Annotated in this window: 19 protein-coding genes; 11 read left to right on the forward strand and 8 right to left on the reverse strand. The window is 65.2% G+C overall.

Annotated elements, in window-relative coordinates:
* Positions 1–65: 65 nt before the first annotated feature.
* From R4P47_RS10315 to R4P47_RS10330, 4 genes are all read right to left on the reverse strand, one after another.
* Positions 66–365 carry a Rieske (2Fe-2S) protein gene (locus R4P47_RS10315; RefSeq protein WP_149405790.1) on the reverse strand — a complete coding sequence of 100 codons (300 nt, stop codon included), beginning with the start codon at positions 363–365 and terminating at the stop codon, positions 66–68.
* Positions 362–2851, reverse strand: coding sequence for a nitrite reductase large subunit NirB (gene nirB / locus R4P47_RS10320; RefSeq protein WP_317784712.1), 2490 nt, complete (start codon positions 2849–2851; stop codon positions 362–364). Before nirB ends, R4P47_RS10315 begins: the two co-directional genes overlap by 4 nt.
* Positions 2851–3198, reverse strand: a complete 348-nt coding sequence (locus R4P47_RS10325; RefSeq protein WP_068050787.1) for a molybdopterin oxidoreductase — start codon at positions 3196–3198, stop codon at positions 2851–2853. Before R4P47_RS10325 ends, nirB begins: the two co-directional genes overlap by 1 nt.
* Before the next feature lie 100 nt (positions 3199–3298).
* On the reverse strand, positions 3299–4201 hold the full coding sequence (locus tag R4P47_RS10330; RefSeq protein ID WP_068050790.1) for a PAC2 family protein: 903 nt from the start codon (positions 4199–4201) through the stop codon (positions 3299–3301).
* A gap of 173 nt (positions 4202–4374) precedes the next feature.
* Between R4P47_RS10330 and metH the strand changes: the two genes are divergently transcribed.
* Genes metH through hisG form a run of 4 tightly spaced genes read left to right on the forward strand, consistent with a single transcriptional unit; the run spans position 4375 to position 9817 of the window.
* The gene (gene metH / locus R4P47_RS10335) at positions 4375–7944 is read left to right on the forward strand and encodes a methionine synthase (protein WP_317784713.1); all 3570 of its coding nucleotides are present in this window, start codon (positions 4375–4377) and stop codon (positions 7942–7944) included.
* Positions 7937–8605, forward strand: coding sequence for an HAD family hydrolase (locus tag R4P47_RS10340; protein ID WP_149405786.1), 669 nt, complete (start codon positions 7937–7939; stop codon positions 8603–8605). Before metH ends, R4P47_RS10340 begins: the two co-directional genes overlap by 8 nt.
* Positions 8606–8654: 49 nt before the next feature.
* On the forward strand, positions 8655–8918 hold the full coding sequence (locus R4P47_RS10345) for a phosphoribosyl-ATP diphosphatase (RefSeq protein ID WP_032398466.1): 264 nt from the start codon (positions 8655–8657) through the stop codon (positions 8916–8918).
* A gap of 47 nt (positions 8919–8965) precedes the next feature.
* Positions 8966–9817, forward strand: coding sequence for an ATP phosphoribosyltransferase (gene hisG, locus R4P47_RS10350; protein WP_037190018.1), 852 nt, complete (start codon positions 8966–8968; stop codon positions 9815–9817).
* Positions 9818–9865: 48 nt separating this feature from the next.
* On the opposite strand, the gene R4P47_RS10355 is transcribed toward hisG, so the two are convergent.
* A complete protein-coding gene (locus R4P47_RS10355) occupies positions 9866–10678 on the reverse strand; it encodes a thioesterase family protein (protein WP_317784714.1) in 813 nt (270 codons plus the stop codon).
* Positions 10675–11577: a RecB family exonuclease gene (locus R4P47_RS10360; protein ID WP_411567323.1), complete on the reverse strand. Its 903-nt coding sequence runs from the start codon at positions 11575–11577 to the stop codon at positions 10675–10677. The genes R4P47_RS10355 and R4P47_RS10360 overlap by 4 nt, the downstream gene beginning before the upstream one ends.
* Before the next feature lie 297 nt (positions 11578–11874).
* On the opposite strand from R4P47_RS10360, the gene R4P47_RS10365 reads away from it, so the two are divergent.
* Positions 11875–12741: a tRNA (adenine-N1)-methyltransferase gene (locus tag R4P47_RS10365; RefSeq protein WP_269594228.1), complete on the forward strand. Its 867-nt coding sequence runs from the start codon at positions 11875–11877 to the stop codon at positions 12739–12741.
* A gap of 34 nt (positions 12742–12775) precedes the next feature.
* Here R4P47_RS10365 and R4P47_RS10370 read toward each other — a convergent pair whose 3' ends face one another.
* Positions 12776–13261 carry a hypothetical protein gene (locus tag R4P47_RS10370; protein ID WP_317784745.1) on the reverse strand — a complete coding sequence of 162 codons (486 nt, stop codon included), beginning with the start codon at positions 13259–13261 and terminating at the stop codon, positions 12776–12778.
* Positions 13262–13446: 185 nt separating this feature from the next.
* On the opposite strand from R4P47_RS10370, the gene arc reads away from it, so the two are divergent.
* The 5 genes from arc (at position 13447) to prcA (ending at position 18889) form a co-directional block, all read left to right on the forward strand.
* Positions 13447–15210, forward strand: a complete 1764-nt coding sequence (gene arc / locus R4P47_RS10375) for a proteasome ATPase (RefSeq protein WP_068050781.1) — start codon at positions 13447–13449, stop codon at positions 15208–15210.
* 82 nt (positions 15211–15292) lie between these two features.
* Positions 15293–16792: a depupylase/deamidase Dop gene (dop, locus tag R4P47_RS10380; protein WP_068050780.1), complete on the forward strand. Its 1500-nt coding sequence runs from the start codon at positions 15293–15295 to the stop codon at positions 16790–16792.
* Between the two features lie 194 nt (positions 16793–16986).
* Positions 16987–17181: a ubiquitin-like protein Pup gene (locus R4P47_RS10385; RefSeq protein WP_008716348.1), complete on the forward strand. Its 195-nt coding sequence runs from the start codon at positions 16987–16989 to the stop codon at positions 17179–17181.
* Positions 17178–18119: a proteasome subunit beta gene (gene prcB / locus R4P47_RS10390; protein ID WP_068050779.1), complete on the forward strand. Its 942-nt coding sequence runs from the start codon at positions 17178–17180 to the stop codon at positions 18117–18119. The genes R4P47_RS10385 and prcB overlap by 4 nt, the downstream gene beginning before the upstream one ends.
* Positions 18116–18889: a proteasome subunit alpha gene (prcA, locus tag R4P47_RS10395; protein ID WP_068050778.1), complete on the forward strand. Its 774-nt coding sequence runs from the start codon at positions 18116–18118 to the stop codon at positions 18887–18889. Before prcB ends, prcA begins: the two co-directional genes overlap by 4 nt.
* A 33-nt stretch (positions 18890–18922) precedes the next feature.
* Here the strand turns inward: prcA and R4P47_RS10400 are convergent, their stop codons facing one another.
* Positions 18923–20392, reverse strand: a complete 1470-nt coding sequence (locus R4P47_RS10400) for a bifunctional phosphatase PAP2/diacylglycerol kinase family protein (RefSeq protein ID WP_317784715.1) — start codon at positions 20390–20392, stop codon at positions 18923–18925.
* A 98-nt stretch (positions 20393–20490) separates the two neighbouring features.
* On the opposite strand from R4P47_RS10400, the gene pafA reads away from it, so the two are divergent.
* Complete coding sequence (gene pafA, locus R4P47_RS10405; RefSeq protein ID WP_170944814.1) at positions 20491–21849, forward strand: Pup--protein ligase; 1359 nt, start codon at positions 20491–20493, stop codon at positions 21847–21849.
* Positions 21850–21908: the final 59 nt, after the last annotated feature.

The raw sequence follows: 21908 nt of genomic DNA on the forward strand, positions 1-21908 counted from the left end.
CCTCGCCTGATTCGCTCACTGGAACAGGGTAGGGGGTCAGGCTCTCGGTCGTTCAACCGTGCCGGTTACAGCTCCACGGTGACTTTTCCGTCCACCACTGCGGCGGGGTAGGTGCGCACCGAGTCGATGCCGCTGGGGCAGGTGCCGTCGTCGAGCGAGAAGGTGTACTGGTGCAGCGGACACACGACGATGGATCCGTCGATCTGACCGTCTGCCAGCGGTCCGCCCTTGTGCGGGCACACGGCATCCATCGCCCGGACCGAGCCGTCGCGGAGCAGGAACACCGCCACCTGTTTGCCGTCCACCACGTAGGCCCGCCCCTCGCCGGGCGTCAGGTCCTCCACGGCCCCGACAGGCACGCTCATCGGACCGGCACCTGTGGCAGCGGAAGCAGGGGCAGCGATGGGGTGAACTGGGCAGGTGACTTCGGTGCGGCGCGGTCCTGCCACGGGTCGATGTACCCGTCCACCGATGCCTGCATTCGTTCGTCGAGTCCGGCGACGATGCCGTCGCGGTCGTCGATCAGCACGCTCTGCAGTTCTTCGAGACCGACACGCGGAACCCACGCGTACGTTCGCTCGAGCCACTGGGCGTTCTCACGGTAATGCTGAATGAACCTGCCTGCCACGGTCAGAACCTCCTCGGCCCCCGTCACGGTGGCCAGTAGATCGCCCTTGCGGATGTGTGCACCGGCCGCACCCCCGACGTAGATCTCCCATTTGTCCTCACCCACCGAGACGACGCCGAAGTCCTTGCACAGTGCCTCCGAGCAGTTGCGCGGGCAGCCCGCGACCGCGAGCTTTAACTTCGCCGGAGTCTCCAAGCCCTGGAACCGTTCTTCGAGGGCGATGCCCAGTGCTGTCGAGTCGCCGAGGCCGAAGCGACAGAAGTCGCTGCCGACGCAGGTCTTCACCGTGCGCATGCTCTTGCCGTACGCGAACCCGGAGGGCATGTCCAGATCGCCCCACACCTTCGGCAGGTCTTCCTTCTTGATGCCGAGGAGGTCGATACGCTGACCGCCGGTGACCTTGACCAGCGGAACGTGGTACTTGTCCGCGACGTCGGCGATCTTGCGCAACTGATCCGGGGTGGTGACGCCACCCTTCATCTGGGGCACCACCGAGAATGTGCCGTCCCGCTGGATGTTGGCGTGGACTCGGTCGTTGATGAACAGCGCGCCCCGCTCGTCCACCCAGTCCGGGCCCCACACCGTCCGCAGCAACGACGCCAACGGCATCTTGGCCGCGGCATCCTCCGCTCCACCGGTCGCCAACGCGGCGAAGACCGCAGACACCGCCCGGAGATCCTGCGCGCGAATCGCGTCGATCAGCTCCGGCTTGGTCATCGGGATACACGGCACGTACCAGTCTGCGGTCGGGTCGGCCTCGACGGCACCGCCTGCTGCGCACGCGATGATGTCTTTCACCAGTCCCTTGCACGATCCGCACCCCTTGCCCGCCCGGGTCTTCGCGGTCACGTCGCCGAGGTTCTTCGCGCCTGCGTGTACGCAGGCCACGATGGCTCCCTTGGTGACGCCGTTGCAGTTGCACACCTGGACGTCGTCGGCCAGCTCGGCGGCTCCTGTTGCCGCAGAGGGGGTTCCCATGTCGAAGAGCATGCTGATGCGCTCGTCGGGCAACGGCACTTTCTCGTCGAACGCCTGGGTGAGGAAGTTGGCCTTGGAGATGTCGCCCAGCAGGGTGGCACCGACGAGTTTGTTGTTCCGCACGATCACCGACTTGTACGTACCGCTGCGCGGCTCGTAGAACTGGACGAACTCGTCGTCGTCGCGTTCGGGGGCGGTGATCCCCATCGAGGCCACGTCGACACCGGCGACCTTGAGCTTGGTGGTCAGACGCGAACCGTGGTACGCCGCAGTGGGATCGGCTCCGGTGAGCACGTCTGCCAACACGACGGCCTGCTCCCACAGCGGAGCGACGAGGCCGTAGACCTCGCCGCGGTGTTGGCAGCATTCACCGACGGCATAGATGGAACCCTCGTCCTCGCAACGTAATTGGTCGTCGACGACGATTCCGCGTTCGATCACCAGTCCGCCGGCGCGAGCGAAATCGACGCTGGGACGAATGCCCGCGGTGACCACCACCATGTCAGCGGCGAGCGAGGTGCCGTCGTTGAACCCCACGCCGGTGACGACGCCGTCCTCGGAGCGCAACACCGAGGTGGTTCGCTTGGAGGTGTGCACGCCGACGCCGAGTGACTCGATCTTGTTCCGCAGTACGCGGCCGCCACGCTCGTCGAGCTGCTGATTCATCAGGTGACCGGGGGAGTGCACCACGTTCACTTCCAGGCCCTGCGTGCGCAAGCCGTATGCGGCTTCGAGTCCGAGCAGACCGCCGCCGATGACGACGGCGCAGACGTCGTCGCGCGACTGCGCCATCTGCAGCATGCCGTTGGTGTCGGCGATGGTGCGGAAGCCGAACACGCCGCGCGCCAGCCTGCCGTCGGACTCGCGGAGACCGTCCATGTTGGGGAAGAACGTGTTGCTGCCGGTGGCGATGATCAGCACGTCGTAGTCGACGGACCGACCGCTCTCGCAGACGACGGTCTTGGAGAACCGGTCGAGTGAGATCGCGCGGTCTCCGGCGTGCAGCGTGACGCCGTTCTCGCTGTACCAGCTCATCGGGTTGAGGATCAGGTCCTCGTCGTCGACGGTGGCCTCGCCGGACAACACGTGCGAGAGCATGATTCGGTTGTAGTTGCCGTACGGCTCGTCGCCGATCATGGTGATCTCGACCGACGAACTGCCGCCGCGCTTGATGATCTCCTCGACCGCCCTGGCACCGGCCATCCCGTTGCCGACCACCAGCAGCCGCTGCTTGCCCGCGGTCATCAGATCAGCACCAGACCGAAATCGACGACGACCTCTCCGCTGGTTCCGGCAGGGGCGGCGACGACCAATTCGAGCACCGTGTCCGGATCGACGTCCTCGACCACCCGCAGCGGAATGTTCACCCCGCTCTTGGCACCCATCGGGAACATGCGCATCGGGCTGCCGTCGCGCAGCAAGGTGACGACCACCAGCTCGTCGCTCGAATTCCCGCCGCGAAAGTACAGTGGCTGAGCCGTCGTACCCTCGGGGACAACGAAGCTGAGGCTGGGATCGATCAGCTCGGGCTTGTCCAGACCGTGTCCGGTGAACGAGAAGACGCCTTGCAGGAATCGCGGTGTGCTGGCCATACCCACGAGGTTGCGGGGTCGGGGTGACGTCACCGCTGCGGTGACGTTACGTCGGGATCAGAAAGACCTCACCGGCCCGCGGCTCTTCCTGTGCGGTCGGTCAGAGCCCGAAGTTGCCCGGACCGCGTCGCCTCAGGTACTTCTCGAATTCGGCCGCGATGGCGTCGCCGTCGATCTTGGCGATCGCATCGGACATGTCCACCTCGGCGTCGCCGCGTTCCTCGAGGCTGCGAACGTATTCGCTGATCTCCTCGTCTTCCTTCGTCATCTCGGTCACCGCCTCTTCCCATTCCTCGGCCTGGGTGGGCAGTTCGCCGAGCGGTACCTCGATGTCGAGCACGTCCTCGACCCGCTGCAGCAGCGCCACGGTGGCCTTGGGGTTGGGCGGCTGGGAGACGTAGTGCGGGACCGCAGCCCAGAAGGAGACCGCAGGCACCCCGGCCTTGACGCACTCGTCCTGCAGCACACCGGTGATCCCGGTCGGTCCCTCGTAGCGAGTCTGTTCCAGGTTGAACTGTTCGGCCGATTCGGTGCTGTAGGCGGTGCCGGTCACCGGAACGGGTCTGGTGTGGGGAGTGTCCGCCAGCAGTGCGCCCAGGATCACCACGGTCTCGACGCCGAGCTGTTCGACGAATTCGAGGAGGTCGTCGCAGAAACTGCGCCAGCGCATGTTCGGCTCGATGCCGCGTAGCAGCACCACATCGCGCGAGCTGCCGGGAGGCGAACACACCGACAGCCGAGTCGACGGCCACTCGATCTCGCGCGTGACACCGTCCACCTGCCGGACTGTCGGGCGGTTGACCTGGTAGTCGTAGTAGTCCTCCGAGTCCAGTTCGGCCAGCGGACTGGCGTCCCAGATCAGCTCCAGATGCTCGATCGCGCCGCTGGCTGCATCTCCCGCGTCGTTCCAGCCCTCGAAGGCAGCGACCAGGATCGGGGAGCGCAACTCGGGAATGACGTCGTCGAGATCGTCGAGGTCGTCGAGGTCTGTGGCATTGGCCACAGCATCGTGGACGGCCTCGATCAATGCAGCATCCAGAGGCACATCCGATCCGGCACCTGAAATGTCCGTATTTTCGTTTCCGTCGTCGATCGGGGACTGGCCATCGAGGTTTCGGGGACTCACCACGACAGCCTACGACCCGACGTAACTTCGGTGCCCACTACTCTGTAGTGATGCCCGCTCAACACAAGCCCAGTCTGCTCGATGCGATTTCACGTCGTGTTGTCATCGGCGACGGAGCGATGGGCACGATGCTCCAGGACGCCGACCTCACTCTCGACGACTTTCTCGGTCTGGAGGGATGCAACGAAATCCTGAATGCCACCAGGCCGGACGTGCTGCGTGAGATTCACCGCGAGTACTTCGCGGCCGGTGCGGACGCCGTCGAGACCAACACCTTCGGCTGCAATCTGCCCAACCTGGCCGATTACGACATCGAGGACCGCATCCGCGAGTTGGCCGAGAAAGGCACCCGGCTCGCGCGTGAGACCGCCGACGAGATGGGCCCGGGCCGCGACGGGATGGGCCGCTTCGTGTTGGGTTCCATGGGCCCCGGTACCAAGCTCCCCACGCTCGGCCACGCTCCCTTCGCCCGACTGCGCGACGCGTACACCGAAGCCGCCCTCGGCATGATCGACGGCGGTGCCGACGCCATCCTGGTCGAGACCTGCCAGGACTTGCTACAGGTCAAGGCCGCGATCATCGGCAGCCAACACGCGATGGACAAGCTGGGCGTCCGCATCCCGATCATCACCCACGTCACCGTCGAGACGACGGGCGCGATGCTCGTCGGCAGCGAGATCGGTGCCGCACTGACGGCACTCGAACCCCTCGGTATCGACATGATCGGGCTCAACTGTGCGACCGGCCCGGCCGAGATGAGCGAGCACCTGCGCCATCTGTCCAAGCATTCGCGTCTTCCGGTGTCGGTGATGCCCAATGCCGGCCTGCCCACCCTGGGCGCGAAAGGGGCCGAGTACCCACTGACCGCTCCCGAATTGGCCGAGGCCCTGAGCGGTTTCGTCAGCGAGTACGGGTTGGCTCTGGTGGGCGGTTGCTGTGGCACCACGCCCGAGCACATCCGCCAGGTTGCCGACATGGTGCACGGGGCAACGAAACTCGAACGGCAGCCCGCGCCCGAGCCGGGCGTCTCCTCGCTCTACACCGCCGTTCCGTTCGAGCAGGATGCCAGCATCCTGATGATCGGTGAGCGCACCAACTCCAACGGGTCCAAAGCATTTCGCGACGCGATGCTCGCCGAGGATTACGAGAAGTGCCTCGACATCGCCAAGGACCAGACCCGCGACGGCGCGCACATGCTCGACCTCAACGTCGACTACGTCGGCCGCGACGGCGCCGCGGACATGGCCGCGCTGGCCAGCCGACTGGCGACGGCGTCGACCCTGCCGATCATGCTCGACTCCACCGAACCTGCCGTTCTCGAAGCAGGTTTGGAGCACCTCGGTGGCCGCAGCGCGGTCAACTCGGTCAACTACGAGGACGGCGACGGACCCGACTCGCGATTCCAGAAGATCATGCGTCTGGTCAAGGAGCACGGCGCCGCCGTCGTTGCGTTGACCATCGACGAAGAGGGACAGGCGCGGACGGCCGAGTGGAAGGTGCGCGTCGCAGACCGGTTGATCACCGACATCACCGAGAACTGGGGCCTGCGCCACGAGGACATCATCGTCGACACCCTCACCTTCCCGATCTCCACGGGCCAGGAAGAGGTGCGACGCGACGGCATCGAGACCATCGAGGCGATCCGGCAGCTCAAGGAGAAGTACCCGAAGGTGCACACCACCCTCGGGCTGTCGAACATCTCGTTCGGCCTCAATCCCGCTGCACGCCAGGTGCTGAACTCGGTGTTCCTGCACGAGTGCACACAGGCCGGCCTCGACACCGCCATCGTGCACGCGTCGAAGATCCTGCCGATGAACAAGATTCCCGACGAGCAGCGCGAGACGGCCCTCGATCTGGTGTACGACCGCCGCAGCGAGGGCTACGACCCGCTGCAGAAGCTCATGCAGCTCTTCGAGGGGGTCTCCGCGGCGTCGGCGCGTGAATCTCGCGCCGAGGAACTCGGCCGTTTGCCGCTGTTCGAGCGCCTCGAACGACGCATCGTCGACGGCGAACGCAACGGCCTCGACGTCGATCTCGACGCCGCGATGGCCGAGAAGCCGCCGCTGGAAATCATCAACGAGACGTTGCTCTCGGGGATGAAGACCGTGGGCGAGCTGTTCGGCTCCGGTCAGATGCAGCTGCCGTTCGTGCTCGCCTCCGCCGAGGTGATGAAGGCTGCTGTGGCGTATCTCGAACCGCACATGGAAGCGACCGACGACGACGGCAAGGGTCGCATCGTGCTCGGTACCGTCAAGGGCGATGTGCACGACATCGGTAAGAACCTCGTCGACATCATCCTGAGCAACAACGGGTACGAGGTGGTCAATCTCGGTATCAAGCAACCGATTTCGACCATTCTGGAAGCCGCGATCGACAAGCGCGCCGACGTGATCGGCATGTCCGGGCTACTGGTCAAGTCCACCGTTGTCATGAAGGACAACCTCATCGAACTCAACTCGAAGGGTGTCGCCGAGCAATTCCCGGTTCTGTTGGGCGGAGCGGCGCTGACCCGGTCGTATGTCGAGAACGACTTGCAGGACGTCTACGAGGGCGACGTGCACTATGCGCGTGATGCATTCGAGGGCCTTCGCCTGATGGACACCATCATGACCACCAAGCGTGGTGGCGGACCGGCCCCGGACAGCCCCGAGGCACTCGCTGCGAAGGCCAAGACGGCCGAGCGCAAGGAACGCCACGAGCGGTCCAAGCGCATCGCCGAGAAGCGCAAGGCCGCCGAAGCGCCGGTGGTCGTGCCCGAACGTTCCGATGTTGCTGCCGACATCGACATCCCGGTGCCGCCGTTCTGGGGCACGCGCATCGTCAAGGGCGTGTCACTGTCGGAGTACTCGGGGCTGCTCGACGAGCGGGCCCTGTTCCTGGGGCAATGGGGTCTGCGCGGTGCCCGCAAGGGCGAAGGTGCCACGTACGAGGACCTGGTGGAATCGGAAGGCAAACCGCGCCTGCGGTATTGGCTCGATCGACTGAGCACCGACGGCATCCTCGCACACGCGGCATTGGTGTACGGGTACTTCCCGGCGGTCTCGGAGGGCGACGACGTCGTCGTGCTCACCGAACCCGAACCCGATGCGCCCGAACGTTTTCGGTTCACTTTCCCACGGCAGCACCGCGACCGCTTCCTCTGCATATCGGACTTCGTTCGGTCGCGTTCGGCTGCACGGGAATCGGGCAAGGTCGATGTTCTGCCGATGAACCTGGTGACGATGGGCCAGCCCATCGCGGACTTCGCCAACGAGCTGTTCGCCGCCGACTCGTACCGTGACTACCTCGAGGTCCACGGAATCGGCGTTCAGCTCACCGAAGCCCTGGCCGAGTACTGGCACCGCCGGGTACGCGAGGAACTGAAGCTCTCCGACGGCAATTCCGTCGCCTCGGAGGATCCCACCGAGGCCGAGGGCTTCTTCAAACTCGAATATCGCGGTGCGCGTTACTCGTTCGGCTACGGCGCATGCCCCGATCTCGAGGACCGCATCAAGCTCGCCGCACTTCTGGAACCCGAGCGAATCGGCGTGAAGCTCTCCGAGGAACTGCAGCTACACCCCGAACAGTCGACCGATGCGTTCGTACTTCATCACCCGGAGGCCAAGTACTTCAATGTCTAGAACCCACCTGCAGGGTGTCCTGTGGGACATGGACGGCACACTGCTCGACTCGGAGAAGATCTGGGACGTCGCCATCGGTGAGTACTCCCGCTCACTGGGAACGGAACTCAGCGCGGAGGTGCGTGAAAGCACCCTCGGCAACTCGATGTGGGATGCACTGCGGAAGGTCTTGGCGAATGCCGGGGTCGAGGTCACCGACGAGCGCCTGGTCGAGGGCCGCGAGTGGCTGACCACGCGAGTCGGAGACCTGTTCGCCGAGGGGATCCCGTGGCGACCCGGTGCCAAGGATGCTCTTGCGCTCGTGCGCGAGATGGGTCTGTCGACCGGGTTGGTCACCAACACCGAGCGGGGTCTGGTCGAGCGGGCTCTGGACACCCTGGGGCGCGAGTACTTCGACATCACGGTCACCGGCGACGAGGTCGAGGCAGGCAAACCGCACCCGGCCCCGTACCTGCGCGGTGCAGCGTTGCTCGGACTCGACGCAGCCTCGTGCCTTGCGGTCGAGGACTCGCCCACCGGTTCGCTGTCGGCGCACACCGCCGGTTGTCCGGTGCTGGTGGTTCCGTCCGAAATCGCGGTGCCGGCCGCACCGGGGTACACCATCCGCGATGGTCTCGTCGGATTGACCGCCGACGAGGTGCGGCGAGCCTGGGCATCCTGATCTCGACCGATTCGTACCCCCGAGCGACGACGTGAAAGAATATCCATCCGTGAAGACTTTCGATTCGCTGTTCGCCGAGCTCACCGACCGCTCGAAGACCCGCCCCGAGGGTTCGGGCACCGTAGCAGCGTTGGACGCGGGAGTTCATTTCCAGGGCAAGAAGGTCCTCGAAGAAGCCGGTGAAGTGTGGATCGCCGCCGAGCACGAGAGCGACGAGGCACTCGCCGAGGAGATCTCGCAGCTGCTCTACTGGGTCCAGGTGATGATGGTGGGTAGAGGCCTCGAACTCGAGGACGTCTACAAACATCTGTGAGTTCGATCCGCATGTCGCTCACGAACTCGTCGAACAAGGAAAACTCCATGCTGCGCGTAGCCGTACCCAACAAGGGCGCTCTCTCCGAGTCCGCCGCCGAAATTCTCAGTGAAGCCGGCTACCGACGCCGAAGCGATTCCAAGGACCTGACGGTTCTCGATCCGGCGAACGGCGTCGAATTCTTCTTTCTGCGCCCCAAGGACATCGCGATCTACGTCGGATCCGGGCAGCTGGATCTGGGCATCACCGGACGCGACCTGGCTCTCGATTCGGGTGCTGCTGTCGAAGAGCGACTGGCACTCGGATTCGGCCGATCGACCTTCCGCTACGCCGCACCCGCGGGCAAGGAGTGGGCACCCGAGGATCTGGGCGGATTGCGCATCGCGACGTCCTATCCCAACCTGGTGCGCAAGGATCTGGCCGCCAGAGGACTCGAAGCAACGGTCATCCGCCTCGACGGTGCAGTGGAGATCTCCATCCAGCTCGGGGTCGCCGACGCGATCGCCGACGTCGTGGAGTCGGGTCGCTCGCTGCGTCAGAACAACCTCGTGGCATTCGGCGAATCTCTCTGCGATTCCGAGGGCGTCTTGATCGAACGAGCAGGCACCCCGGGCACCGACTCCGCACGCAAGCAACTCATCGCCCGCGTACAGGGCGTCGTCTTCGCGCAGCAGTACCTGATGCTCGATTACGACTGCCCCAAGTCGATCCTCGACGAGGCCGTCAAGATCACTCCTGGAATCGAATCGCCCACCCTGGCGCCGATGGTCGACGACAACTGGGTTGCCGTGCGCGCCATGGTCTCTCGTAAGGTCCACAACAACGTCATGGACCAGCTCGCCGAGCTCGGTGCCAAGGCGATCCTCGCCTCCGACATCAGGTCCTGCCGCGCGTTCTGAATCCGAATTCACGTCGTCACAGCGCTGACGTCTCGATCGGACGAGACGTCAGCTGCGACGTCGAACCAACACCGTCTGAGCGATGCGACCGACAGGTCCTCGTTCGTCGCTGAGGGTGCCCGCGCACATTGCGATTCCGTCCGGCCCGGTGGAGGTCTCGGCGGACACCCCGATCCAATCTCCCTGCGGCACGCGGAACACGTGCACGGTCAGATCGGTGTTCAGGAACGTCCATTCGTCGATCGGGAGCTTGGCTCCGATTCCGTTGGCGATGTCGGCGATCGAGAACAGTCTCTCCAACGGAGTCATCGATTCACCCTGCACCAGAACGGGTCTGGGCCTTGCCCACACCTGGCCCGGCCCCGGCTCGCCGAGTCCGGTGAGAGTCCTGAACTCGACGGCGTCGAGATAACCCGACGACCAGGTGCCACCGAAGGTGTACTCGACACCGTCGCTCACCGGTCGCATCACCGGATCCCCGGAGTGTGCAACGTCGTCGGTCGGCGTGGTGCGCATACGCCATGCGCTGCCGCGGGCCACCGCCCGCGCAGTTCCCGACGTGCCGTCCGCCCAGAGTTCCGCGACGACGAGCTCGATATTGGCACCGGGACGCTCCGTCCATGACCGGATCTCGATGTCCCCGACCGGAACCGGTCCGAGGATGTCGACGGCCACGCGACTGATACGGGTGTCCTCCCTGGCGTCCACTCGCTCGAGCGCCCGGACCAACAGGGCCGACGGCGGAGCGCCGTGTTGCATCGTCGGTGCCCACAGGCTGACGGTGTGCTCGGTAGCGGTGACCCGCTCGTGGCCTTCGCTGCCGACACCGGCGGGAACGAAGAAGGCGTTCGGAACCGTCACAGCTCGGCGCCCGCCGATTCGGCAGCGGCCGTGGGCCAACCCGGATACGCCGGGGGAGTACCACCGAATTCCGGACACAGCGCCTGGTGGTCGCACCACTTGCACAACGCGCCCCGTTTGGCGCGGAAATCGCCGGTCTCGCCCGCAGCCAGAATCGCTTTCCAGATGGCCGAGAGCATGCGCTCGAACCTCCGCAACTCGCCCTCGTCAGGGGTGTAGGTCAGCTCCTGCTTGTCGGAGAGGTACATCAACTTCAGTTGTGCCGGAACGACTCCGCGCATCCGCATGATCATCAACGCGTAGAACTTCATCTGGAACAGCGCCTTGGACTCGGTGAACTCTCGCGGTGCCCGGCCGGTCTTGTAATCGACGACGCGGATCATCCCGTTCGGTGCCACGTCGATCCGATCGATGAATCCGCGCAGCGGCGTACCGTCGTCCAGCACTACCTCCACGCGCTGTTCGCAGGACTCGGGCTCGAATCGAGTGGGGTCTTCGAGCTCGTAGTACCCGGCGACCAGCGCGCGAGCCCGGTCGAGAAACGCCGGTCTTTCGTCCGCCGGAACCAGACTCTCGATGTCGGGTGACCGAGCGACCACTCGCTCCCACGCAGGATCGACGAGTTCTCGCGCAGTGGCCGGAACACGATCCTGTGCGGGCAACGCGTACAGGGCCTCCAATGCGGCATGCACCACAGTTCCCTTCACCTGAGCTTCGGTGGAGACCTCGGGAATCCGGTCGACGGCACGCAGGCGATAGAGGAGTGGGCACTGCTTGAAATCACCTGCGCGCGAAGGCGACAACGCCGGTGTACTGCGGGAGCCGGACGTCGCCGGCGACGTCTGCTCGCTGTCGCCGAGATCGAGTAGAGGCAAGTCGACGGGCGTCGACGCGGAAATACTCACGACTGCGACCCTATGCCGTTGGTCCGACATCTTCGGTCAAGGCCGTAGTCTGGCACGTCGAGTCGTCCCAGGTGCCGGACCGCAACAGGTCGGGCACCGAACAGAGCTACGAAAGCAGGTTCCGCTGTGCCGTCCGGTGATGCTGTGTCCTTCGGTGATTCCGCGTCCGCGTCGACCGACGGGCCCGAGGTCGACGCGATCGTCGATGCCCCGGTCATCGGTGCGGACGAAGTGGTCACCGCAACTGTCGACGAAATCGAACTCGACGAAGCTCTCGCGACCGATGACGACGTGCCGGTCGAGTCGGTACCGACCGGACCCGCCCGCAGCGGACCGTTCCGCGTCGGAGATCGAGTCCAGCTCACCGACGGGAAGGGCCGCCACTACACGGTGGTGCTCGAGGCGGGCAAGGAGTTCCACACCCACCGGGGCGGAATCACGCACGACAAACTGCTCGGTGCCGACGAGGGCAGCGTCGTCACCTCCGTCAACGGCACCCCCTACCTCGCGCTTCGGCCGCTGCTGACCGACTACGTGCTGTCGATGCCGCGCGGCGCGCAGGTCATCTACCCCAAGGACGCAGCCCAGATCGTGCACGAGGGCGACATGTTCCCCGGTGCGCGTGTACTCGAGGCCGGTGCCGGATCGGGCGCTCTGACGTGCTCGCTGCTGCGTGCCGTCGGTACCGCAGGGACGGTCATCTCCTACGAGATTCGCCAGGACCACGCCGACTACGCGATCAAGAACGTCGAGACGTTCTTCGGCGAGCGGCCGGCCAACTGGCACCTGACGGTGGCCGACGTGGACCGGTTCGGTGTCGATCGTCCCGGTGAGCAGGTCGATCGGGTCGTCCTCGACATGCTCGCGCCCTGGGACGCACTGCCTGCCGTATCGAAGGCTCTCGTTCCCGGCGGCGTGCTGCTGGTCTACGTCGCAACGGTGACACAGTTGTCGAAGGTCGTCGAAGCCCTTCGCGCGCAGGAGTGCTGGACCGAACCTCGTTCCTGGGAGTCGATGGTGCGCGGGTGGCACGTCGTCGGACTGGCCGTTCGCCCCGAGCATCGGATGCAGGGACACACGGCATTTCTCGTCAGTGTCCGACGCCTCGCCGAGGGCACCGTCACGCCGAAGCCGCAGCGTCGGTCCGGCAAGGGCTGACGATCCCAGCGGCGTCGCCGAGGATTCCCGGCCTCTAGGCGCAGGGTGCCTGCCCCATGGCGAGAATCTGGCACGTACTGGCATCGGAGAGCTTCCAGTCGCCGTCGATCAGCACCCAGGTCTGCGGGGACGGTGCTGCCGTTCCCCGCGGAGTGGCGATCGCGACGTCGGCGGTGGACGTCTCGCCCTCGACCGTCGGTTCGGCAACCTCGAACGTGATGGCGCCGTAGTTCGCCAGAGCCGCGGTCATCGCTTCGAGGTTGGTCAGGCGTGCCTGCCCGTTCTCGACCGAAGCCGCCTTCGTCGCCGCGTCGACATCCGGTGCCACCAGTTGCAGCAGAGATGCTTCGAGCTCAGCCGAGGTAGGTGCTGCGACAGTGGGTGCATCGGTTGCGGGATCGCTGATTTCGGCGGCCGCCGTCGAATTGTGATCGGTGTGATCGGAATCGTCGGCCGAACTGCAGCCGGCCACCGAAATCATCGCTGCCGCGAGCGCGACACCTGCCGAGAAAATGCGCATCTTCACTGGTGAAGCCCCTGATTCCATGGTCGGTCCGCTGCTTGGTCAGGTGAGGCTAACATGAACTCGACCGACGCTCGGGTGCGGTCGAGACACACTGCTTCTCCGTCCCGATCGTGGTGTCGGTCCGCACATTCGGGCCGGTGCCGGTAGCGTTGATAGATCGTCACTGGGAGGAGTCGCTCATGAGCTCAACAGACAATCCGGATGTGGCCGCGGCCAGAGCCGAACTGGACGCCGTGCGAGCCGAAGCTGCTTCACTGCGCCGTCAACTGGGGGAGTCCCCCGAACAGGTACGCGAACTCGAAGGACGCGTCGATTCTCTGTCGCTGCGCAACGCGAAGCTGATGGACACCCTGAAAGAGGCCAGGCAACAGCTCATCGCACTTCGCGAGGAAGTGGACCGCCTCGGCCAACCGCCGAGCGGCTACGGCGTTCTGCTGAGCGTCTTCGACGACGGCACGGTGGACGTGTTCACCTCCGGACGCAAGATGAGGCTGACGTGTTCACCCAACATCGAGGCGGACTCACTGGCACCGGGTCAGACGGTGCGCCTGAACGAAGCGCTGACCATCGTCGAGGCCTGCACCTTCGACCAGGTCGGCGAAATCAGCACTCTGCGTGAGCTTCTGGGCGACGGATCCCGAGCACTCGTCGTCGGTCACGCCGACGAGGAGCGAGTGGTGTGGCTGGCCAAGCCGTTGATCGACATGGTCAACGACGAGGGCCCCATCGACCCGGACGAACCGTCCCGCAAACTCCGTCCCGGCGACTCCCTGCTCGTCGACACCAAGGCCGGCTACGCCTTCGAGCGTGTCCCCAAGGCCGAGGTCGAGGACCTGGTCCTCGAAGAGGTGCCGGACGTCGGATACGAGGACATCGGTGGTCTCGGTCGGCAGATCGAGCAGATTCGCGACGCCGTCGAACTCCCGTTCCTGCACAAGGATCTGTTTCGCGAGTACTCCCTGCGTCCGCCCAAGGGCGTGCTGCTCTACGGCCCTCCCGGCTGCGGAAAGACGTTGATCGCCAAGGCGGTTGCCAACTCGTTGGCCAAGAAGATCGCCGAGGCCCGCGGCCAGGACGCCAAGGAAGCGAAGTCGTTCTTCCTCAACATCAAGGGCCCCGAGCTGCTCAACAAGTTCGTCGGCGAGACCGAGCGTCACATCCGCATGATCTTCCAGCGTGCACGGGAGAAGGCGTCCGAGGGCACCCCGGTCATCGTGTTCTTCGACGAGATGGACTCGATCTTCCGCACCCGTGGTTCGGGCGTCTCGTCCGACGTCGAGACGACGGTGGTCCCGCAGCTGCTCGCCGAGATCGACGGCGTGGAGGGCTTGGAGAACGTCATCGTGATCGGTGCCTCCAACCGTGAGGACATGATCGACCCCGCGATCCTGCGGCCCGGTCGCCTGGACGTGAAGATCAAGATCGAGCGGCCCGACGCCGAATCGGCACAGGACATCTTCTCCAAGTACCTGACCGACTCGCTGCCGGTCAACGCCGACGATGTCGCAGAGTTCGGCGGAGATCGCGCTGCCTGCATCCGAGGGATGATCGACCGCGTCGTCGAGCGCATGTACGCCGAAAGCGACGACAACCGCTTCCTCGAGGTGACGTATGCCAACGGAGACAAGGAAGTTCTGTACTTCAAGGACTTCAACTCCGGTGCCATGATCCAGAACATCGTCGACCGCGCCAAGAAGTACGCCATCAAGTCGGTACTCGAGACCGGCAACGGCGGGCTGCGCATTCAACACCTCTTCGACTCCATCGTCGACGAGTTCGCCGAGAACGAGGACCTACCGAACACCACGAATCCGGACGACTGGGCTCGAATCTCCGGCAAGAAGGGCGAGCGGATCGTCTACATCCGCACGCTGGTCACCGGAAAGAACGCCAGCGCGAGCCGGGCGATCGACACCGAGGCCAACACCGGCCAGTACCTGTAGCTTCGTCGAACACCACTTTCGGGGCGCGTCCGCACAGGGCGCGCCCCGAATGCGGTCTGTAGCCGACGTCTAGGCTCGACATATGCAGCGCATCATCGGTATCGAGGTCGAGTACGGCATTTCTTCGCCCACCGAACCCACCGCCAACCCGATCCTGACATCGACCCAGGCAGTGCTCGCCTACGCGGCAGCCGCCGGGGTACCCCGGGCCAAGCGCACACGCTGGGACTACGAGGTCGAGTCGCCGCTGCGTGATGCCCGCGGATTCGACCTCGGGCGCTTCAGCGGCCCGGCACCGGTGATCGACGCCGACGAGATCGGCGCGGCCAACATGATTCTCACCAACGGGGCTCGTCTGTACGTCGACCACGCGCACCCGGAGTACTCCGCCCCGGAGGTCCGCGATCCGTTGGACGCAGTGATCTGGGACAAGGCCGGCGAGCGCGTCATGGAGGCCGCCGCTCGTCACGCCTCCAGTGTGCCCGGTGCCCCGCGCCTGCAGCTCTACAAGAACAACGTCGACGGTAAGGGCGCGTCGTACGGCACCCACGAGAACTACCTGATGTCGCGCGAGACGCCGTTCTCGGCGGTCATCGCCGGTCTGTCTCCGTTCTTCGCCTCCAGGCAGGTCATCACCGGATCGGGACGCGTCGGAATCGGCCAGTCCGGTGACGAAGCGGGCTTCCAACTCTCGCAGCGGGCGGATTACATCGAGGTGGAGGTGGGCCTCGAGACCACCCTGAAGCGCGGCATCATCAACACGCGCGACGAACCACACGCGGACGCGGACAAGTACCGCCGCCTGCATTGCATCATCGGCGACGCCAATCTCGCCGAGATGTCGACCTACCTCAAGGTCGGCACCACCGCGCTCGTGCTCGATCTCATCGAAGCAGGGGTCGATCTGTCCGATCTGCAGCTGGCCAGGCCGGTGACCGCAGTACATCAGATCAGCCACGATCCGACGCTGCGTAAGGCCGTCGCGCTCGCCGACGGCCGCGAGCTGACCGGGCTTGCGCTGCAGCGGATCTACCACCAGCGTGCTGCGAAGTTCGTGGCCGCCGAGGGCAGCGACGACGCGCGCGCTCTGGATGTGCTCGACAAGTGGGCGATGGTCCTCGACCTTCTCGAACGGGATCCGATGGAGTGCGCCCATCTGTTGGACTGGCCCGCGAAATTGCGCCTGCTCGAAGGGTTCCGCCAGCGGGAGGGGCTCGGGTGGTCGGCTCCTCGGCTGCATCTGGTGGACCTGCAGTATTCCGATGTTCGCCTGGACAAAGGCCTGTACAACCGGCTGGTTGCTCGTGGGTCGATGGATCGACTGGTCACCGAGCAGCAGGTGCTCGATGCCGTCGGCACGCCGCCGGATGATACGAGGGCGTACTTCCGCGGTGAGTGCCTGCGCAAGTTCGGTGCCGACATCGCCGCCGCGAGCTGGGACTCGGTCATCTTCGATCTCGGCGGCGACTCCCTTGTCCGCATCCCGACCCTCGAGCCGCTTCGAGGCACGAAATCGCACGTCGGTGCGCTGCTCGAGTCGGTCGACAGTGCCGCCGAACTCGTCGATCAGCTCACCAACTGACGCGCCCGAAGACCGGTACCGACTATTCGCGGTGTCTTGCCGACCGACGGAGTCGGTCTGTCGGTAGGGTAAAGGTCCGTGCACTTTCGGCGGAACGTTCGGTTGCACTTGCACATCCACGACGGTGCACCTCGGATCGACCGGTGAGAGTGCAGTAGATCTGTTTTCTCGATATACGGAGGAGGTCGGCGACTATGGCACAGGAGCAGACACGGCGCTCTGGCGGCGGCGACGACGATGAGGTTCCAGGCGACACCGGAGCCGGTGGTCAGGAACGACGCGAGAAGCTGGCCGAGGAGACCGACGACCTTCTCGACGAGATCGACGACGTGCTCGAGGAAAACGCCGAGGACTTCGTGCGCGCCTACGTTCAGAAGGGCGGCCAGTGACGGTGGATCGTTCGGACCCACGGTCGGCCGGCGACGGAACGGCGATTCCGTTCGGGTCGAGCAGCTCGTCGTTCTCCGATTATCTTCGTCAGCACGCCCCCCATCTGTTGCCCGAGAGCGGAATCGCAGCGGACCTGGCGTCCCACACCGCGAACGGCGGGTCGGACAAGTCCGGTATCGCCCCGCACGGGACGACGATCGTCGCGCTGACCTACGCGGGCGGCGTTCTGATCGCGGGTGACCGGCGAGCCACGCAGGGCAATCTGATCGCCAATCGCGACATGCAGAAGGTTTACGTCACCGACGACTACTCCGCAGCGGGTATCGCCGGAACTGCGGGCATCGCGATCGAACTGGTGCGGCTCTTCGCCGTCGAACTCGAGCACTACGAGAAGATCGAGGGCGTGCCGCTCACGTTCAACGGCAAGGCCAACAAGCTGTCGTCGATGGTCCGAAGCAATCTCGGTGCCGCGATGCAAGGGCTCGCCGCGGTCCCGCTGTTGGTCGGATTCGACATCGACATCTCGGATCCGGATCGTGCCGGACGAATTGTGTCCTACGACGTGGTCGGCGGGCGATACGAGGAGCGTTCGGGCTACCACGCGGTGGGATCGGGCTCGCTGTTCGCCAAGTCCGCGCTCAAGAAGCTCTATCGCCCCGGAATGACCGAGGAGGAGGCGATTCGCGCAGCGGTGGAATCGCTGTACGACGCCGCCGACGACGACTCGGCCACCGGTGGTCCTGACGTCACCCGCGGGATCTACCCGACGGCTGTCGCCATCACCAGCGTCGGTGCGGACGATGTTGCGCACGACAGGATTTCGGCTGCGGCTCGGTCCGTCCTCGCGGAGCGGACCGAGAGCGCCGCACATTCCGGCGGTGCCGAGCATCACACCCGGGCCGGTCAGCAAGTGAGCGAAGGGGGTAGCGCACCATGACGATGCCGTACTACGCATCTGCCGAACAGATCATGCGCGATCGTTCGGAGTTGGCGCGCAAGGGAATCGGCCGCGGCCGCAGCGTCATCGTGCTGACGTACGCGGACGGGGTGCTCTTCGTGGCCGAGAACCGTTCGACCGCGTTGCACAAGGTGAGCGAACTGTACGACCGGATCGGCTTCGCGGCCGTGGGCAAGTACAACGAGTTCGAGAACCTGCGCAAGGCCGGAATACAGCACGCCGACATCAAGGGATACACCTACGATCGGCGTGACGTGACCGGCCGTTCGCTCGCCAAGACGTACGCCCAAGCACTCGGCACGATCTTCACCGAGCAGCTCAAGCCGTACGAGGTCGAGATCTGTGTCGCGGAGGTCTCGCATCAGGACGAGCCGATCGCGACCCAGCTCTACCGCATCACCTACGACGGATCCATCGTCGACGAGCAGGATTTCGTCGTCATGGGCGGAACGACCGAGCCGATCGTGGCTGCGCTCAAGGACACGTACCGGTCCGGACTCGACCTGGCCGACGCGGTCCGTGTCGCCGTCGACGCACTCACGGCAGGTCCGGCGACGCCGCCTGCGGCGGGCGGTGAGCCGGAGAAGAAGGTTCTCGAGGTGTCGGCGCTCGAGGTTGCGGTGCTGGACCAGGGTCGGCCGAGGCGAGCGTTCCGACGCATTGCCGGAGCTGCGCTGGAAGACATGTTGCCGACGCCGTCTGCGGCGGCCGAGGCAGTGACCGATACCGAAGCGGCACCGCCCTCCTGATCGGTGGCCCCGATTTTCCCACGGTCTCGCGCTCTATCGCTTCCGATAGAGCGCGAGACCGTTCTTGTCGCTGGTGAACTCGAACCACGTTCCGTCGTCCACCACTTCGCCGTCGGCCGCCAGCGCAACCGGGGCGCCCTCCACCTCGACGGTCAGTTTCTTCACCGCTCGACGGACGTAGGCGGGTGACGAGCCGAGGGTGCCGGTCAACGTTGCCCACAGCAGTCTGGTTCTCGATGCCTTCGGCTCCGACGGTAGAAACCTGACATCGAGGGTTCCGGTGTGAATGCTGCTGCGAGACATGGGAACTTGATCTGCCGGTACGTAGTTGCCGTTGCCCACGAACAGCATCCAGACCGAATGCCTGGTGCCGTCGAGCCCGATGTTCAGTGGTTCCGCAGCCGCCAGCACCCTCGTCATCGCAATGGCGGCGGCCGGCCATTTGCCGATTCGGCGCTGCAACTTCTGACGCAGCCGCACAGAGTCGGGGTAGCCACCGAAGGTAGCGGTGTTGACGAACGACACGCTACGGCCGTCGACGGACACCTCGGCGATGTCGACCAGTTCTGCGGTGCCTGCTTCCACGGCGGCAGCGGTGTCCTCCACGACGGTCAGCCCGGTGTCGCGAGCGAAGTGGTTGAGGGTGCCGCCCGGAAATGCTGCGAGCGGCAATCCGTTGCGTACCGCCGACGCGGCGACGCTGACCACAGTTCCGTCGCCGCCGCAGACACTGAGCGCACGCGGGGAGGTGCTTCGAATTCGCTGCTCGAGTTGCTCGTTGAAGTCCCGGTCGGGATCAGGTACGAACAGATCTGCCTCGGGAAGTGCTCGACGGATCGAGTCGGGCACGGCTTCCGAGTCGTCGCCCGAACCCGGATTGACGAGCACCAGCAGACCCCGGCCGCCCGGCAGCGGTTCGACGTCGACCGGCGAGCCCAGATCGGCGGGCTTGCCCGACCGCACGGCCCACCAGCGACGGGTGGACAACGCGATGGCCGAGCCGAGAGCGGCACCGGCGATGACGTCTGTCGGCCAGTGCACCCCGACGTGGACCCGCGAGTAACACACCGCAGCCGCAACGGGTGCCAGCAGCACACCCGCTACCGGGGATTCGATCGCCACCGCCGTGACGAACGCAGCCGCGGACGCCGAATGACCGGACGGGAACGACGACGACACCGGTGGAGCCAGCACCTGACGCAGAACGGGAACCGACTCGGAGTCCGGACGAGTTCGCGGAAACAACGGTTTGAGCAGGCCGTTCGCCACCGAGCTCGCACCCGCCAGAGCGACGAGACCCCGAACGCCCCCGCGTCGGGCCGGGCCACCCGCAGCGACGAGAAGCGCAGCCGCGCCGAGCCACAGACGACCGTGATCGGCGGCGTTGCTCAGCGCGCGCAGGCCGCCGTCCGCTCGGCTCTGCCGCAGAGCAGCACTTCGTGCCACCAGGGACAGATCCCACGCGTGAACGGCCGTCGAGATCGAGGTGCGCGTGGAAGTCATGACGCCCAGCCTAGGCACGCGCGACAGCATCCTCACCGACGGACGACATCGGGGCGCTCCGACACATCGTTTCGAGGGTTGCGTTGTAGTGTCGAAGTGTGCAGCGACGAATTATGGGCATCGAGACAGAGTTCGGTGTCACATGTACTTTCCACGGACATCGACGCCTGAGTCCGGACGAAGTGGCTCGCTATCTGTTCCGTCGAGTCGTCTCGTGGGGTCGCAGCTCGAATGTGTTCCTTCGCAACGGTGCCCGCCTGTACCTCGATGTGGGCTCGCACCCCGAGTACGCCACCGCCGAGTGCGACAGTCTGCTGCAGTTGGTCACCCACGACCGCGCCGGCGAACGGGTACTGGAAGATCTGCTGATCGATGCCGAGCAGCGCCTGGCGGAGGAGGGCATCGGCGGCGATATCTACCTGTTCAAGAACAACACCGACTCGGCCGGCAACTCCTACGGCTGCCACGAGAACTTCCTGGTTCAGCGGGCGGGGGAGTTCTCCCGAATCTCGGACGTTCTGCTGCCGTTCCTGGTCACGCGTCAGTTGATCTGCGGCGCAGGCAAGGTACTGCAGACGCCGAAGGCGGCGACGTTCTGCCTGTCGCAGCGCGCCGAGCACATCTGGGAGGGCGTCTCCTCGGCCACCACCCGTTCGCGGCCGATCATCAACACTCGCGACGAGCCGCATGCCGACGCCGAGAAGTACCGCCGGCTGCACGTCATCGTGGGCGACTCGAACATGGCCGAGACTTCGACGATGCTCAAGGTGGGAACGGCAGCCCTCGTTCTGGAAATGATCGAAGCGGGAGTGTCCTTCCGAGATTTCGCACTGGACAATCCGATTCGCGCCATTCGTGAGGTCAGCCACGATCTCACCGGACGCCGTCCCGTTCGACTCGCCGGGGGACGACAGGCCAGCGCCCTCGACATTCAGCGCGAGTACTACGCGCGAGCCGTCGAGCATCTCAAGACGCGGGAGCCGAACACTCAGGTGGAGCAGGTCGTCGATCTGTGGGGACGCACGCTAGACGCCATCGAGACACAGGATTTCGCGAAGGTCGACACCGAGATCGACTGGGTCATCAAGCGCAAGCTGTTCCAGCGTTACCAGGACCGGTACTCGATGGAGCTGTCCGATCCCAAGATCGCTCAGTTGGACCTGGCGTACCACGACATCAAGCGCGGCCGGGGGGTCTTCGACCTGTTGCAGCGCAAGGGTCTTGCGAAGAGAGTCACCGAGGACGAACAGATCGACGAGGCCGTCGATCTACCGCCTCAGACCACCCGAGCCAAGCTGCGCGGAGAATTCATCACGGCCGCCCAGGAGGCAGGTCGCGACTTCACGGTCGACTGGGTGCACCTCAAGCTCAACGATCAGGCTCAGCGAACCGTGCTCTGCAAGGACCCGTTCCGCTCGGTCGACGAGCGGGTCGAGCGGTTGATCGCGTCGATGTAGCCAGGTGGACCTCCGGTAGCTCGGGTCGCTACCGCTCGGTCCTCCGATGAGCAACTAGG

Source organism: Rhodococcus sp. IEGM 1370 (genome assembly GCF_033142325.1).
Lineage (GTDB): Bacteria > Actinomycetota > Actinomycetes > Mycobacteriales > Mycobacteriaceae > Rhodococcoides.

Bases quoted from the DNA above. Each gene is read 5' to 3' on its own strand.
- R4P47_RS10315 (WP_149405790.1), bottom strand. From the start codon at position 365: ATGAGCGTGCCTGTCGGGGCCGTGGAGGACCTGACGCCCGGCGAGGGG.
- nirB (WP_317784712.1), bottom strand. From the start codon at position 2,851: ATGACCGCGGGCAAGCAGCGGCTGCTGGTGGTCGGCAACGGGATGGCC.
- R4P47_RS10325 (WP_068050787.1), bottom strand. From the start codon at position 3,198: ATGGCCAGCACACCGCGATTCCTGCAAGGCGTCTTCTCGTTCACCGGA.
- metH (WP_317784713.1), top strand. From the start codon at position 4,375: ATGCCCGCTCAACACAAGCCCAGTCTGCTCGATGCGATTTCACGTCGT.
- R4P47_RS10340 (WP_149405786.1), top strand. From the start codon at position 7,937: ATGTCTAGAACCCACCTGCAGGGTGTCCTGTGGGACATGGACGGCACA.
- hisG (WP_037190018.1), top strand. From the start codon at position 8,966: ATGCTGCGCGTAGCCGTACCCAACAAGGGCGCTCTCTCCGAGTCCGCC.
- R4P47_RS10370 (WP_317784745.1), bottom strand. From the start codon at position 13,261: ATGCGCATTTTCTCGGCAGGTGTCGCGCTCGCGGCAGCGATGATTTCG.
- arc (WP_068050781.1), top strand. From the start codon at position 13,447: ATGAGCTCAACAGACAATCCGGATGTGGCCGCGGCCAGAGCCGAACTG.
- dop (WP_068050780.1), top strand. From the start codon at position 15,293: ATGCAGCGCATCATCGGTATCGAGGTCGAGTACGGCATTTCTTCGCCC.
- R4P47_RS10385 (WP_008716348.1), top strand. From the start codon at position 16,987: ATGGCACAGGAGCAGACACGGCGCTCTGGCGGCGGCGACGACGATGAG.
- prcA (WP_068050778.1), top strand. From the start codon at position 18,116: ATGACGATGCCGTACTACGCATCTGCCGAACAGATCATGCGCGATCGT.
- R4P47_RS10400 (WP_317784715.1), bottom strand. From the start codon at position 20,392: ATGACTTCCACGCGCACCTCGATCTCGACGGCCGTTCACGCGTGGGAT.